The sequence below is a fragment of the Paenibacillus odorifer genome, from assembly GCF_000758725.1.
In the GTDB taxonomy this organism is placed as follows: Bacteria; Bacillota; Bacilli; order Paenibacillales; family Paenibacillaceae; genus Paenibacillus_AQ; species Paenibacillus_AQ odorifer.
Genome location: NZ_CP009428.1, coordinates 5,699,947 through 5,714,005 on the forward strand (window position 1 = coordinate 5,699,947; position 14,059 = coordinate 5,714,005).

Consider the following 14,059-nt stretch of genomic DNA (forward strand, 5'->3'; position numbering starts at 1 on the left):
CAGCATTTTTTAAATACTCTGTTCCGTTTTTGCAAATTTAAGGACTTGCCCGGCTCAAATTATGCTTCCAGCAAAAAAAGGCTCTCTCATTCGTAGAATTTCTCTACTGTGAGACAGCCTTTTTATTGTGACTATGAAATTGCCTTACAGATCGTCATCATCCAATCGTGCCGATTTACGGGACAAGTATCCTTTAAACAGAAAGACTACCACAACACCTGCCGCTAAGGTAAAGACCACTGGCATCAGACGGTCACCTATGGAAGCTAAGAAAGGTAATCCAAGAATCAATGCCACAACCAGATGCGCACGGAATACAAATTGTGTCGTGTTGTCCGCCTTACTGCCTTCAGGAAAAGGATACACTGTCAGCCAAAAAGACTCGCTATGCAATTTGCGGAGTGCCGACAATTGAACACCAATGATGAACAGGAAGAACAAATAAATTCCGGTGCCAAAGTAACTATCACGGTTCCACCAATTCAGCAGCAGAGCCAGCACCGATATCCGCATAATGATTCCAAAGATATCGCCCCGGGCAAAGCTTTTGGTTAGCAGATACCGATAAGCAGTATCCTTACGCCAAGGCAGCTTAGCGCCCCATTTGGAAAGATAACGGCGGGAATACACCCGTTGCTCACGGCCCGGTACATCCACGAACCAGCCCAGAACCATCAGCGCACGTGCACCTTGATTGTTTTCCATGGCGATCAGTCTTTCCCATGGCACAGCGTGACGTCCGGGCACAGACAGTGCAGCAAGATAGGCTGCTGCCAATAACACCATAAATATCAGGCTCGGGCCGGCAGGCTGCCACAGCCAAGCGGCAATAATCAAACCTCCAACTGCCCAGCGCAAGAAAGCAAACACACCTGCCATCGGACGTGACAGCATAGCTATCTCTTTCCATAATCCATAGCTCGCGATCAGCTTCACAGCAATCAGGATCAACACTGTAAATAAAAGTCGCTTAGGAGAATCATCTGTACGTATGTACAACGGCCAAAGGGTGATCAGTACAAATAACAAACGAATGATCTTCCACACGTTTCCACTGACCCAGGAGGGTGCAAAATATTCCTTCATGCGGTGACCCTGAGGCAGCAGAAAGATCGTATCCGGGGTCTGCAAATAGGTTCGGAAGCCGCTATGCACTGTCGCAGGCAACAGTAATGCTAACATAATCCAGCGAATGGGAATGCCTTCAGGTACATTTTGTAGCAGCGATGTATACCAAGCAGAGAAGACAATCAACACGAACAGGAAAACCATGGCTACGCCGCTTTGAATGATATATCCCACATAAGGAAGCATGCTTCCCATGAATCGACCGCGCCGCGTGCGCCGCAGCTCTTTCAAATCCATATTATTTCCCTCCTTGAACCAGCTCGTAGAACAGCTGCTCCAAAGTCAGCCCCTGATGCCCGGCAGTTGCCGCTATTTCCGTCAACGTACCCTGTGCAATCACCTTACCTTTATGCAATACAATAAAACGGTCGCAATAATTCTCTATTGTGGAAAGAATATGAGAGCTTAACAGAATCGACGATCCAGAGTTCTTTAGATCCATCATGAAATCAAGCAAGGAGCGGATACCTAGCGGATCCAATCCTAAAAAGGGCTCGTCGATGACATATAATGCAGGTCGTGCAACGAAAGCGCACATGATCATAACCTTCTGTTTCATCCCTTTGGATAGATGGGTCGATAGGGTGTCCATCTTATCCTCCATATGGAACAGCTTGGCAAGATGCGAGGTGCGGGATTCATAATCCTTTTGATCTACCCCATAAGCTCTGGCAGTAAATTCAACATGCTCACGAACCGTCATTTCGTCATACAGTAGCGGCGATTCCGGTACAAAAGACAACGCATTATTGTATCCAACGGGATCTTCAGCACGCGTCTTGCCCTGTACGGTGATATCGCCCTTATGGGGCGACATCAATCCTAGAATATGCTTCATCGTCGTACTTTTTCCTGCTCCGTTTAAACCAATCAAACCAACCATTTCGCCAGGCTGCACCTGAAGTGCAATATCATGCAGCACTGGCTTATTCAGGCTGTACCCACCACTGAGACCCGTAATTTGCAATACGGGAGCATTATTCATTGACCGTCACCTCTCGGAGTTTTGTCTTTCAACCACTTTGGAGCTCCTTTATTTTTACGGTTCTTCTCACGTTCCGCATTGCTGCTGCGTTTGCTCCGTGCAGGAGTCGCATCTCCGCGTGCTCCCGCAGAAGGATTCACGCTGCGCTGTGGATCGCGCTGTTGTTCTCCGCTTGTTGTTTCACTTGTGTTAATCGTAGCCATTCTTTTGGCAGGCGGTGTACCTGCTCCAACGGATGGCGACTGAACATTGGAGGCTCCAGATGTGCTTACAGGCGGCTTGCCGCTGCCTGGAGCGGATCCATCACGGCGTTGCCCACTGCCTTCACTACTCCGTCCCCGTCCATTGCGCAAAGCGCTGCGCGCTTCATCTGCTGCAAGCACCTTACCACCGACCATCTCCCGCTCCTCAAGCGCAATATCCAATTCGCGAGCGAATTTCCGCATGATAAAGGTTTGTTGCTCTGTAACAATCGTTACAGATAAGCCGCGGCGTCCCATCCGTCCGGTACGGCCTGCACGGTGTACATAATGTTCAGAATCAAAAGCCGGATCGTAGCTAACTACCAAAGAAAGATTCTCAATATCCAGTCCTCTGGCAGCTACGTCACTGGCAACAAGCACACGAAATTTACCTTCCCGGAAACCTTTTAATACATTGCTGCGCGTTACCTTATCGGCATCTCCGTAGAGTGCTGCCGCAGTAAGCCCAAGATGATTCAGCTTAGCCTCAACCTCGGCAATATCATCTGTAGCATTCACGAACACAATCGCTTTATCGGGATTGTAATGGCGAATCACCCGGCGCAGCATGTCCATTTTGTTACGCTCTTCAGCAACAACATAATGATGCTCCAAACTTTCAGCAGTCATTACACCTGGAGCAATCCCAACCTCTGCTGGGTTCTTCATTTCACGATTAGCCAGCGCTTTCGTCTCTGGTCCGATCGTTGCCGACAGCATAACAAGCTGGCGTGAACGCAGCGCACTGCTGACAATTTTTGTGACTTCGCCAGCTCCGCTAAGCTGGAACATTTGGTCCGCCTCATCCAGAACAATAGTACTGACTTCATGCATCTTCAATTTACGAAGTCCAATCAGCTCGCGGATCCGCCCAGGCGTTCCCACAACTAGCTGTGGATGCTCACGCAGCTTGTCAATCTGGCGTTTGATTGCGGCCCCGCCAATAAGACCCATAACTCGGATTCCGCGCTGTTCACCATAACGTTCCGCCTCGCGTAAGATTTGCATCGCCAGCTCCTGTGTAGGGGCGAGCACCAGCTTTTGGACCACCTTCTGCTCCGGATTAATCGTTTGAAGCAGCGGCAATAGATAGGCCAGCGTCTTACCCGTTCCAGTCTGGGAAGCTGCAATAACATCTCTTCCCTCTAGTAGAAGCGGTATTGTCTGCTCTTGTACCGGGGATGGAGCGTTAATGCCGAATTCCGACAACCGGGCAATGAGGTCTTCCTGAATGCCGATAGCCGCAAAAGAAGCTTTATTCATAAGTGTAATTCATCCTTTTCGCTTGAGATAATATCTTCATTATATGCCAAAAAGGCCTCTCCACCAAATGGAAGGCCAATAAAGCTGACAACAGGGTCTATTTTCTGTTCATCGCATTATAAGTAAGCTTGTCCGCCAGGCGAGGAAACAGCCCGTAAAGCCGTATGCCAAACCCTGCCAGACCCGGAAGATCGAGCTCTTCTTTGCCGGTCTCCATAACCTTAACGATCTTAGAAGATACATGCTCTGGGGTCATCATCATCCGGGCTACACTCTTCTCATAATTGCCAGACGGGTCTGCCGTTTTGAAAAAATCGGTGGCGATAGGCCCCGGGTTCACAGCCGAGACGATAATTCCACTCTTCCGCAGCTCCTGACGGAGCGCATTTGTGAATCCGAGAACAGCATGTTTGGTAGCTGTGTAGGCTACAGATTTGGCTGTGCCTATCTTCCCTGCCATGGAAGCCACATTTACAATCTGGCCGCTTCCCCGCTCCAGCATATGTGGAACAACAGCCTTCGTGCACCGGACAATCCCCATGTAATTAACATCCATCATATCGTCAAATTCATGAGGCTCCATCTCCGTAAAAGCAGCAAATTTGCCGTACCCTGCGTTATTTAGCAAAATATCAATTCTGCCATATGCGGCTAAAATTTGTGCGAAGGTCTTTTGAACACCTTCAGCATCTGTTACGTCACAGGTGTACAGTCCAAAAACGCCCGGGATACCGGCTGCTGTTTCTTTCAGCTTCGCTTCAGAACGTGCTACCAGGACGGGGATTGCCCCCTTTTTACTAAGCATCTGTGCTGTTAATGCACCAATGCCGCTTGACGCTCCTGTAATCACAACAACCTTATCTTTGAGTACCATGAAAAGTATTTCAGCTCCTAACTCTTGCCTAAGAGATCATCACCTGAATATCCATCTCTCCAACCCCATCCATCAACAACGGAATACTAAGCGCTTTACGAGGCATAAAAGACATGCTTTCCATCTTCATAATCTGAGGAGGACTTATATCCACCGAAACACCTTGATTATATAGAATGGTACTGGCATTCCCACTGATCATATTGCTCAGCTCTGAAATCGCACTTTGACCCATCTCATCCATCTCGGTGATCACAAAGCCTCCCATCATAATCGATACCATTCGCAAGGCTACCTGCTCCGCGATACCAAATATAATATTTCCGCTCAGTTGGCCTGTCATCCCTACTTGAATCCATATATGATTATCGATTAGTTCAATTTCTTTAATGCCTAAACTCCCCGTAGAAGGCGAGACCTGAATTACTTGTTCTATAACAGTCCGTGCAGACTCTAGAAACGGATTAATTACTTCTGCTTTCATGAATGTCTAGTCTCCCCCTTTATCGTGCTTTGGTCATATACCAAAAGTCCCAAGCAATATGGATATATTATACTTTATATATCGGCACAATTCAGCAAAAATTAATGCATATGTCGAATTCAAACCCAAGATAGTTTACGCAGCAACATTGCTCTGCCGGGTATTATCTCCTATAATTTAAACAAATGCCAACGTGGAACGTAAGATATTAACGCAATTACACATCCAATTCGATGGTCCAAAGGAGGTATTCCATGAACATCAGCCAGCTGGAGACACTAATAACAATTTCCAAAACGATGAGCTTTCGCAAGGCCGGAGAACTGCTTAATCTGACCCAACCAGCGGTTTCAGCACAGATTAAGAGCCTTGAAGAAGAGTTCAAGACTCAGCTGGTTGACCGAAACCAGCCTGTTACATTAACGGATAGAGGGACTGTCTTTCTGGAGCATGCGGAACAAATAGTGAGGATTGTCGAGGAACTTAAGGAACGGCTTGCAGATCTTGATGAAAATCCCCAAGGTCATATAGTTCTAGGCACAACTACCTCAATCGCCATTCAAATTTTACCGCGTATTCTATCTTATTTTAAAGACCAGTTCCCCCATATCAAAACATCAATTTCCTCTATGTCCTCATCACAAATTTATCAGCATGTCGAAAACGGCATTGTTGATGTCGGCATCGGTTATTTAATTGGACGTAGCCCGGGCATGTCTACTTCCATTTTGTATTATGATACCTTCGAACTGGTGGTCTCTCCCAGACACCCTCTCGCTCAAGTGAAGACCGCTGGGATAGAAGCCTTAAGCAAGACCCCGCTAATTCTGCTCTCACCAGATACAGTGGGCCGTAAATTTGCGGATGAGGTTCTGAACAAACATGGCATTCAACCTCAGGTCATTATGGAGCTGACCAGCAGCGAGGAAGTGAAACGGATGGTCGAGCTCGATTTGGGCGCCGCCATTATTTCCAAGCAGTCAGTAACCGCTGAGGTTCGAGCCGGCACCCTCAAAATTGTGCCAATTATTGAGCTGGAAGTCACCCATCCTGTTGGCGTGATCACAAAATCAGGAAAATACGTAAACTCTGCTATGAGGCAGTTCCTAAGCGATCTTAAAGGCATGCCAGAAACCCAATTTATCGGGTCTGAATAAATCCCACCCACAAAGTGGAACCGATTACTTCTGAGCTGATTGCATAACCTTGTTTAAAGGAGATGTTCTTGATGAAATTTGATTTACACACCCATCATTTCCGCTGTGGCCATGCTGACGGAACGATTAGAGATTATATCGAAGCTGGGATTGCCGCTGGATTAGGAGTTATAGGTATTTCCGATCATACTCCCTATTTCGGAGATCCATCCGATCAGGCTTTTCCCAAAATCGCAATGGCTAAATCCGAATTTGCTAATTATGTAGATGATGTTCTCTCCCTCAAAAAAGAGTACGAAGGCGTTATCGACGTACTGTTAGGCATCGAATCAGATTACTTCCCCGAACATGCTGAGATATACCGTAAGACATTATCCGCCTACCCTTTTGATTATGTGATTGGATCGGTACATAGTGTTGGTGGAGTCAGCATTTTTAACAAAGGGCGCTGGAAAAACCTTAGCAAAAATGAGAAGATCCGCGTGAAGTCTGAATATTACCGGTTAATTGCTGATTCCGCACGCAGTGGTATGTTCCAAATACTCGGACATGTTGATGCGATGAAGGGGAATTATCCTGCTTTTTCCGAAATCCCTGCACCTCAGCCGATTGACGATTGTCTGCGTGTAATCAGTGAATGTGACGTGGCCATCGAAATCAATACCTCAGGCGGGACTAAGCTGGTCGGCGGCTGGTATCCCTCTGAAGATATTCTGGAGCGGGCACTACATTTTGGCGTAGAGGTTAGTTTTGGTTCGGATGCACATAAGCCGTCCCGGGTCGCCGAGGATCGGGACGCGGTAGCTGCACAGCTTAAAGAAATAGGCTTTACACACTGGGTTTACTACAAGCAGCGCCAAAAAGTCAAAGTTTCTCTGTAAACAAGCTTAAACGCCTTCGCCGTCCCTATAAGGACGGTAAGCGTTTAAGCGAGAAATTAAATAATGCACCAAGCGTTATTGGTTTAGGGGCAGGGTTCACCCTCCGTTAAACCAATCTCAGCTTGGTGCATTTTTTTGTTTATTTACAGATTATCACAGCTAAAACCTTGTTGTTTCAGCGTACGTTTCGCATCTCCATATTCCGGGTTGATATCATAAAAATGAGCAATCGTACTGGTCCAATCTCTCTCCGTCATCCCCTGCTGCTGCAAGAATTCACGGTGGGTTTGATTATACGCCTCCAGGAGGCCTTGTACGTCCGGATTGTATTGCTCCTCATGAAATATAGCTTCCAGTGGCAGCCGCGGCTTCTGAGAAACCTCCTCCGCTGGGTATCCCACGCAAAGGCCGACGACAGGGAATACGTACTCCGGCAGCTTCAGCAGTTCAATAACACCCGCTGTGTTGCGTCGCACACCCCCAATAGGAATGATGCCCAGTCCCATGGATTCCGCCGCTGCAATCGCGTTAGACAATGAGATTCCCACATCTGTAGCTCCAACCAAAAGTGCATCCACATCTTTCACGGCTTCAAAAGACTTGCCTTCCAGCTCACTAGCTACTTTAGCTCTATAAAAATCCATGCAAAATACCAAAAAAACCGGTGCTGCCGCTACATGCTTCTGATTTCCGCACAAAACTGAAAGCTGCTGCTTACGCGCAGGATCTTTGATGGCGATTATCGATACCTGCTGTCCATGAACCCATGACGGTGCGGCTTGAGCCGATTCAATCATTGTTTGTAGCTTCTCTGACTCCACAGGCTGGTCTGAATATTGCCGGAAAGAACGATGATTTTTTAATGTTTGTACCACTTCATTCAAAATGTTACGCCTCCTTGGTCATTCCACTCCATAGTATGTTAATCATAAACGATCGGATTCGGTACTGCCAATCACTTACGCTACTCTTTTCAATCAAAAAAAATGGACCCGAATCATCGGGTCCCAAAGCAGTATATTTTTAAAAGGGGGTCATGTACTTAGTTTAACCGCACACTGTTAGAGTTTGATAACGGCATTATTTCATTTGTGTAACAATGTGAATACTTTCATTACATCGTCCAAGGAGCCGACTTTGGGCATCACCCGCTCCAGCTTCATACCGTTCTTGAGCATCACACGTTCCGATCTAATATTATCTCCTGTGCAGCGTCCTTCGATCCTTGTTATCCCAAGGGTATGAACACTATAGTTCAAAAACAAACCCACGGCCTCCGTCGCCAGCCCGCATCCCCACCATGCCGGGTCCAGCATATATCCTAAGGTGGCTGTGCCCTCACGGCGGTTCCAATTCTGCAAAGCCACTATACCGATCAGCCGCTGCTGCCCCTTTAAATAGATCCCGGCATGCAGCGCACAAGGATCGAAGGCAAATAACATCCGGTTTACCAGCTTCTCCACCTGGGCAGATGCTGATCCAGGGCCGGAGCGTACTAGAATATGGCGCTGCACATCTGGATGGGAGAGCAGCTGCCGCAAAGCTAAAACATCCTCAGGCATGATCAGCCTCAGATCAACTGCTAAACCATGTTGTGTCTCTAACAACACTGCTCCATAGGTGCTCATCTTCTCTCCCCTTCCGTGCAGCTAAAATTCCAGCCTAATCAGCTCATGGACCGATGCAGCGTCAGAACCGTTAATTCTGGCCTACACAATAACCGAAAAGGCATGTATGTCTCTCCAAACCCTCTATTCACATACACAGGCATGGCTTTGTCTTCTGTATAATACAATCCATTTATGTATTTAAGAGATCCATAAGGTGTAAATGGCGCACCTATAAAGGGCAGGCGAATTTGTCCGCCATGACTGTGCCCGGAAAGCTGTAGATCAAATGAATAGGCCTGTGCGGTATCCGCATAATCCGGCTCATGCATCAAAAGGACGTTAAAGGTTCCTTCAGGAACACCAGTAATTGCTTTCGCTGGGTCGGGTTTACCGTGTAACAGATCATCCAGACCCGTAACCGCCATGACTGCCCCGCCTCTTTTTAGAAGGTAGGATTTATTCCTCAGCACCCGGAAGCCCGCAGACTCCAGCAGCTCGGTAACCCGCTGGGTATTCTTGTAATCATGATTGCCTAATATAGCAAATTTACCCAATGGCGCACTTAACGTTGCCAGCACCGGTACGGCTTCAACAAGATCCTCAGGATCGCTGTCCACAATGTCACCCGTGAAGCAAATAAGATCCGGTTCAGCTTTGCTTATATGTTTAGCGAGTCGGGCCAGATCCCTGGCATCCTTATTAAATCCGAGATGCGTATCACTGAAATGAACAAGCTTCATCCCTGAAAAAGCGGAAGGAAGCTCCTTAAAACGCAAGTCCAGCTTAGTGACCTCAATCCAGTTCGGCTCCCCCTGCCATGCATATCCGCTTGTAAGCAATCCTGCGCCGATTACAGCAGCCGCACTCCGAGTCAGGAACTGCCGGCGGGTAATTGTAGACTCGCTACCAGAACGCCCCTTAGAGGGGTCCTTGTGGATCTTATCGCCATTCTTATTGGGAGAAGCCCCAGACGATTGTATCTTCATAGGGAGATTCTCCTTTCTTTACCTTTTCCCCGAAAAACAGACGGTCCAAATAATAACTTATATATTATTTCGGGCAGTTAGAACAATCCGGCATTCTTCTTCCGGAGTTTCGCTGTAAGCGCGTGCAATCCCTTTTTTTGCGATTTCTGATTTTTGAACTCGTCTCAGCATAAATGCTACTTCCAGGTTTTTTACAAAAGGAAACGGTTCAAGCATTAACGTTGACTTATCCTGCCACTCCGCTGTGATAACACGACCTGACGTAAAACTGAAATCTTCAGTGCCTGAGAACCCTTCACGCCACCATGGATGCTCCTCTGATTTCGGACACCCCGGCTCATTTAAGGCCAAATACAAGGACAGATCATCGCAGAATTCTAAAAGGCGGGCATCATAATACAGCTCATCTTCTCCGATAGGCTTAGAAGCTTCAAGCTCCCGATGGATACGTGCTCTGCGTTCCTCTTCATGTTCTTGATATAACGTTAGTTCTGGATAATCGAGTCCCGAAATCTTAATAAGCCGCTCAAAATGCAAGCTGCACAGCAACGCTCCGTACGGTGTGTGTTCCTCGATCTCATCTAATCCACGCTTATAAAAGGTCAACTTAGGCACTACAGGAAAATCAATAAAGGTGTAGGGTGCTTGCTCCGCATCATTCCAGAAAGGGGTCTCATCGAGATCAATCCAACCCCTATCATGCTGGGCTACTGCCCACAGTACCTCTTCCCGGCGTCCTTCAGTTGGCACATGCTGCTCTTTGAACCCAATGGCCAGCTCTCCGGCAAGTTTCCCGTGATCATGCTGCTTAACCATTACAATTGCTCCATCTTGCTCCCGACAAATCACGATTATTCCTCCTTGTTCCACAGCTAACATTACGTTAACAATGGATATTATAGCATAAATTGGTCAATATTCTGAACTTGCTCCAGCCCTGCAAGACTTTCCCGCCTCAAGCAGATAAGAGAGTCTTAACAACATAAAAAAAGCTACCCCCAGCGAATGGAATCCACTTTGAGGATAGCTCAATAGATAAACATTTGGCGGTACTATTAATTACACACCTAACCAACGTTTGAACATATGCTTCGTTGTTTGCTTGTTTATTTCTGCAATAGATGTCGTAAGAGGAATCCCCTTTGGACAAGCGCGTACACAGTTCTGTGAGTTACCACAGCCATCGATCCCGCCATCCTCCATAAGAGCGTCCAATCTTTCGTCAGCGTTCATTTCACCTGTAGGGTGAGCATTGAACAGACGTACTTGAGAAATGGCTGCCGGTCCGATGAAATCCGTCTTTTCGTTGACATTCGGACAAGCCTCCAAACATACGCCACAGGTCATACATTTGGATAATTCATAGGCCCACTGCCGTTTTTTCTCCGGCATCCGCGGTCCCGGTCCAAGATCGTACGTACCGTCAATCGGAATCCATGCTTTCACCCTTTTTAGCGCATTGAACATCCGGGTACGGTCAATGACTAAGTCACGCACCACCGGAAATGTCTTCATAGGCTCAATGCGTACAGGCTGCTCCAGATTGTCTATAAGTGCAGCGCAGGCTTGGCGGGGTTTGCCATTAATCACCATGGAGCAAGCTCCGCACACTTCTTCTAAACAGTTGGAATCCCAGCATACGGGAACTGTGCTGTCACCTTTGGCATTCACAGGGTTACGCTGAATTTCCATCAAAGCACTGATCACATTCATACCTGGACGATAAGGAAGTTCAAATTCCTCGACATACGATGAACTTTGTGGATCGTCCTGGCGGGTGATGATAAACTTTACGTTTTTGGGAGCTGCAGCTGTTTCCGCCATAATGGTTCCCTCCTCAAATTGCCTGATTTTATTTCATGAAGCTTGCCTCGCAAGCTATTCTGTTACTGGAAAGCATTAATCCTTCGAATAATCGCGTACCCGTGGAGGAATCAGCGAGACATCCACTTCATCGTAGGAGATTTGTGGACCCTCTGCAGTCCAGGCTGCTTTTGTGGTCTTCAAGAACTCCTCATCATTACGATTTGGGAATTCCGGTTTGTAATGTGCACCACGGCTCTCATTCCGCATAAGCGCTCCAAGTGTCATCGCTTCGGACAGCTCCAGCATATTCCAGAGCTGGCGAGTGAAGGCCACACCTTGGTTATTCCAGCGCGATGCATCATTCATATTGATCTTGCGATAACGCTCCTTAAGCTCTTTGATTTTGCCAATGGTCGCTTCCAGCTTCGGATTGTGCCGCACCACGGTCATATTGGCGGTCATCCATTCGCCCAGTTCCTTGTGAATCACATAAGCATTCTCTGTACCTGACATCGCTAACAGAGATTCATATTTGTCCGTTTGCTTTTTGTGGAAGCTATCGAATACGGAAGAAGAGATATCCTGCGATGATTTCTTCAGGCCTTTAATGTATTCAACAGCCTTTGGTCCTGCGACCATACCGCCGTAAATAGCAGATACCAGTGAGTTGGCGCCTAGACGGTTCGCTCCATGATATTGATATTCACATTCTCCGGCTGCAAAAAGACCAGGAACGTTCGTCATTTGATTGTAATCAACCCACATGCCGCCCATAGAATAGTGTACAGCCGGGAAGATCTTCATTGGTATTTTACGGGGATCATCCCCCATGAATTTTTCGTAAATTTCAATAATCCCGCCAAGCTTCACGTCCAGCTCTTTCGGATCCTTGTGAGAGAGGTCCAAATACACCATGTTCTCGCCATTAATGCCCAGCCCTTGATCCACACACACATTAAAAATTTCACGTGTAGCAATATCGCGCGGCACCAAGTTACCGTAGGACGGATATTTTTCTTCGAGGAAATACCACGGTTTCCCGTCTTTATAAGTCCAGATACGGCCGCCCTCGCCACGTGCCGATTCCGACATCAGGCGGAGCTTGTCATCTCCCGGAATAGCGGTTGGGTGAATCTGGATAAATTCTCCGTTGGCATAATGTACACCCTGTTGGTACACCGCACTTGCAGCTGTCCCTGTATTAATAACGGAGTTCGTTGTTTTGCCAAAAATAATACCCGGCCCGCCGCTTGCCAAAATAACAGCATCCGCAGGAAAAGTCTCAATCTCCATCGTCTTAAGATTCTGGGCACTGATGCCGCGGCATACACCTTCGTCGTCGATGATAGCCGAAAGGAACTCCCAGTTCTCGCGTTTAGTTACGAGACCTTCAGATTCCCAGCGGCGCACCTGCTCATCCAACGCGTACAGCAGCTGTTGGCCTGTTGTCGCGCCGGCAAAAGCTGTACGGTGCCGCTTCGTTCCGCCGAAACGACGGAAATCGAGCAGACCTTCCGGTGTGCGGTTGAACATAACGCCCATCCGGTCCATAAGGTGAATGATACCTGGCGCAGCTTCACACATCGCCTTAACCGGCGGCTGATTCGCCAAAAAGTCACCGCCATAGACAGTGTCGTCAAAATGCTCCCAAGGGGAGTCGCCCTCACCTTTTGTATTTACCGCGCCATTGATGCCGCCTTGCGCGCATACGGAGTGTGATCTTTTTACAGGAACTAATGAGAATAAATGGACATGCGCACCAGCTTCCGCTGCCTTGATGGTAGCCATCAAGCCGGCCAGACCGCCGCCCACGATAATGATATCGGATGTTGCCATGATAGTTCACTCCTTTTATCGAAAATATCAGAAAGGATTCTTAAATTAAATGAAGGTCTTTATGGACTGGGCAATAGTTGCTGCAGTTTGAAATTCACTGTCACGGAAAGTAACCAGCGAAATCAGGAACATGAACGTTACTAAGACAAATATGCCAAGACAGAGGTAAGAAGATACCCGCTGTGCACGAGGACCGACGGTAATTCCCCAGCTGATTAAGAAAGACCAGAGACCGTTCGAGAAGTGGAAGCATGCAGCAACGATACCGATAATATACAGTGTCAGCAGAAGTGGCTGAGTCACGATATCGTGCATGAGACCGCCTAATTCTTCGTGCTCCACATTACCCACTGCCACCTGAACCCGTGTTTGGAACAAGTGCCAGACGATAAAGATAAAGGTAACAATACCTGTAATCCGTTGCAGGGTATAACGCCAGTTTCTTTCAATGTTGAAACGGTTCAAGTTCGGCTTGGATTGATACGCAATATAAAGTCCGTATACCCCATGGTACAGCAGAGGAAGCCATATACCGAACAATTCCAGGAAGAAGACGAGCGGTAAGCTGTTCAGCCATAACACGCTGTCAGTGAAACCGGAAGCGCCACCCTCTACAGCCGCAAAATTCGTCATCATGTGCTCAATGAAGAAGGCTCCAAGTGGGATAACGCCTAGCAAGGAATGAATCTTTCTGGAATAAAATCCTTTCATACAAAGTAACCCCTTTCCGATTAAAACAGCGTTTTCATTAATGGGTATTCACCGCCGGAACTACATTTGACACAGGATAACGTTGACAATCCAATG

At 47.4% G+C, this 14,059-nt stretch carries 14 protein-coding genes; 2 read left to right on the forward strand and 12 right to left on the reverse strand.

Annotated features, from left to right (window positions below):
* Positions 1–144: 144 nt before the first annotated feature.
* The 5 genes from PODO_RS24840 to PODO_RS24860 all read right to left on the reverse strand — a co-directional run bounded on the left by PODO_RS24840 (position 145) and on the right by PODO_RS24860 (position 4,976).
* Positions 145–1,365, reverse strand: coding sequence for an ABC transporter permease (locus PODO_RS24840; RefSeq protein ID WP_038573169.1), 1,221 nt, complete (start codon positions 1,363–1,365; stop codon positions 145–147).
* A 1-nt stretch (position 1,366) separates the two neighbouring features.
* Entirely contained in the window at positions 1,367–2,113 is a 747-nt protein-coding gene (locus tag PODO_RS24845) for an ABC transporter ATP-binding protein (RefSeq protein ID WP_038573170.1), read from the reverse strand.
* Positions 2,110–3,618: a DEAD/DEAH box helicase gene (locus PODO_RS24850; protein ID WP_038573172.1), complete on the reverse strand. Its 1,509-nt coding sequence runs from the start codon at positions 3,616–3,618 to the stop codon at positions 2,110–2,112. The genes PODO_RS24845 and PODO_RS24850 overlap by 4 nt, the downstream gene beginning before the upstream one ends.
* A 97-nt stretch (positions 3,619–3,715) precedes the next feature.
* Complete coding sequence (locus tag PODO_RS24855; protein ID WP_036679791.1) at positions 3,716–4,492, reverse strand: SDR family NAD(P)-dependent oxidoreductase; 777 nt, start codon at positions 4,490–4,492, stop codon at positions 3,716–3,718.
* Positions 4,493–4,520: 28 nt separating this feature from the next.
* Positions 4,521–4,976: a chemotaxis protein CheX gene (locus PODO_RS24860; protein ID WP_036679793.1), complete on the reverse strand. Its 456-nt coding sequence runs from the start codon at positions 4,974–4,976 to the stop codon at positions 4,521–4,523.
* Between the two features lie 254 nt (positions 4,977–5,230).
* Here PODO_RS24860 and PODO_RS24865 point away from each other — a divergent pair, with 254 nt between their 5' ends.
* Both PODO_RS24865 and PODO_RS24870 read left to right on the forward strand, forming a co-directional pair.
* Positions 5,231–6,133: a LysR family transcriptional regulator gene (locus PODO_RS24865; RefSeq protein WP_038573173.1), complete on the forward strand. Its 903-nt coding sequence runs from the start codon at positions 5,231–5,233 to the stop codon at positions 6,131–6,133.
* Positions 6,134–6,204: 71 nt separating this feature from the next.
* The gene (locus tag PODO_RS24870; RefSeq protein ID WP_038573175.1) at positions 6,205–7,014 is read left to right on the forward strand and encodes a histidinol-phosphatase; all 810 of its coding nucleotides are present in this window, start codon (positions 6,205–6,207) and stop codon (positions 7,012–7,014) included.
* Between the two features lie 143 nt (positions 7,015–7,157).
* Here the strand turns inward: PODO_RS24870 and PODO_RS24875 are convergent, their stop codons facing one another.
* From PODO_RS24875 to PODO_RS24905, 7 genes are all read right to left on the reverse strand, one after another.
* Positions 7,158–7,889, reverse strand: a complete 732-nt coding sequence (locus PODO_RS24875) for an NADPH-dependent oxidoreductase (RefSeq protein ID WP_244886535.1) — start codon at positions 7,887–7,889, stop codon at positions 7,158–7,160.
* Between the two features lie 210 nt (positions 7,890–8,099).
* Positions 8,100–8,642, reverse strand: coding sequence for a GNAT family N-acetyltransferase (locus tag PODO_RS30210; RefSeq protein ID WP_051491088.1), 543 nt, complete (start codon positions 8,640–8,642; stop codon positions 8,100–8,102).
* A gap of 38 nt (positions 8,643–8,680) precedes the next feature.
* Entirely contained in the window at positions 8,681–9,610 is a 930-nt protein-coding gene (locus tag PODO_RS24885) for a metallophosphoesterase (RefSeq protein ID WP_080742605.1), read from the reverse strand.
* A gap of 57 nt (positions 9,611–9,667) precedes the next feature.
* Positions 9,668–10,459: a DUF3891 family protein gene (locus tag PODO_RS24890; RefSeq protein ID WP_051491089.1), complete on the reverse strand. Its 792-nt coding sequence runs from the start codon at positions 10,457–10,459 to the stop codon at positions 9,668–9,670.
* A 210-nt stretch (positions 10,460–10,669) separates the two neighbouring features.
* Positions 10,670–11,434, reverse strand: coding sequence for a succinate dehydrogenase iron-sulfur subunit (gene sdhB / locus PODO_RS24895; RefSeq protein ID WP_036679800.1), 765 nt, complete (start codon positions 11,432–11,434; stop codon positions 10,670–10,672).
* 75 nt (positions 11,435–11,509) lie between these two features.
* On the reverse strand, positions 11,510–13,252 hold the full coding sequence (gene sdhA, locus PODO_RS24900) for a succinate dehydrogenase flavoprotein subunit (RefSeq protein WP_036679802.1): 1,743 nt from the start codon (positions 13,250–13,252) through the stop codon (positions 11,510–11,512).
* Between the two features lie 45 nt (positions 13,253–13,297).
* A complete protein-coding gene (locus tag PODO_RS24905) occupies positions 13,298–13,963 on the reverse strand; it encodes a succinate dehydrogenase cytochrome b558 subunit (RefSeq protein WP_036679804.1) in 666 nt (221 codons plus the stop codon).
* Between the last annotated feature and the right edge of the window lie 96 nt (positions 13,964–14,059).

Bases quoted from the DNA above. Each gene is read 5' to 3' on its own strand.
- PODO_RS24855 (WP_036679791.1), bottom strand. From the start codon at position 4,492: ATGGTACTCAAAGATAAGGTTGTTGTGATTACAGGAGCGTCAAGCGGC.
- PODO_RS24840 (WP_038573169.1), bottom strand. From the start codon at position 1,365: ATGGATTTGAAAGAGCTGCGGCGCACGCGGCGCGGTCGATTCATGGGA.
- sdhA (WP_036679802.1), bottom strand. From the start codon at position 13,252: ATGGCAACATCCGATATCATTATCGTGGGCGGCGGTCTGGCCGGCTTG.
- PODO_RS24865 (WP_038573173.1), top strand. From the start codon at position 5,231: ATGAACATCAGCCAGCTGGAGACACTAATAACAATTTCCAAAACGATG.
- PODO_RS24870 (WP_038573175.1), top strand. From the start codon at position 6,205: ATGAAATTTGATTTACACACCCATCATTTCCGCTGTGGCCATGCTGAC.
- PODO_RS24885 (WP_080742605.1), bottom strand. From the start codon at position 9,610: ATGAAGATACAATCGTCTGGGGCTTCTCCCAATAAGAATGGCGATAAG.
- PODO_RS24850 (WP_038573172.1), bottom strand. From the start codon at position 3,618: ATGAATAAAGCTTCTTTTGCGGCTATCGGCATTCAGGAAGACCTCATT.
- PODO_RS30210 (WP_051491088.1), bottom strand. From the start codon at position 8,642: ATGAGCACCTATGGAGCAGTGTTGTTAGAGACACAACATGGTTTAGCA.
- PODO_RS24905 (WP_036679804.1), bottom strand. From the start codon at position 13,963: ATGAAAGGATTTTATTCCAGAAAGATTCATTCCTTGCTAGGCGTTATC.
- PODO_RS24860 (WP_036679793.1), bottom strand. From the start codon at position 4,976: ATGAAAGCAGAAGTAATTAATCCGTTTCTAGAGTCTGCACGGACTGTT.
- sdhB (WP_036679800.1), bottom strand. From the start codon at position 11,434: ATGGCGGAAACAGCTGCAGCTCCCAAAAACGTAAAGTTTATCATCACC.
- PODO_RS24845 (WP_038573170.1), bottom strand. From the start codon at position 2,113: ATGAATAATGCTCCCGTATTGCAAATTACGGGTCTCAGTGGTGGGTAC.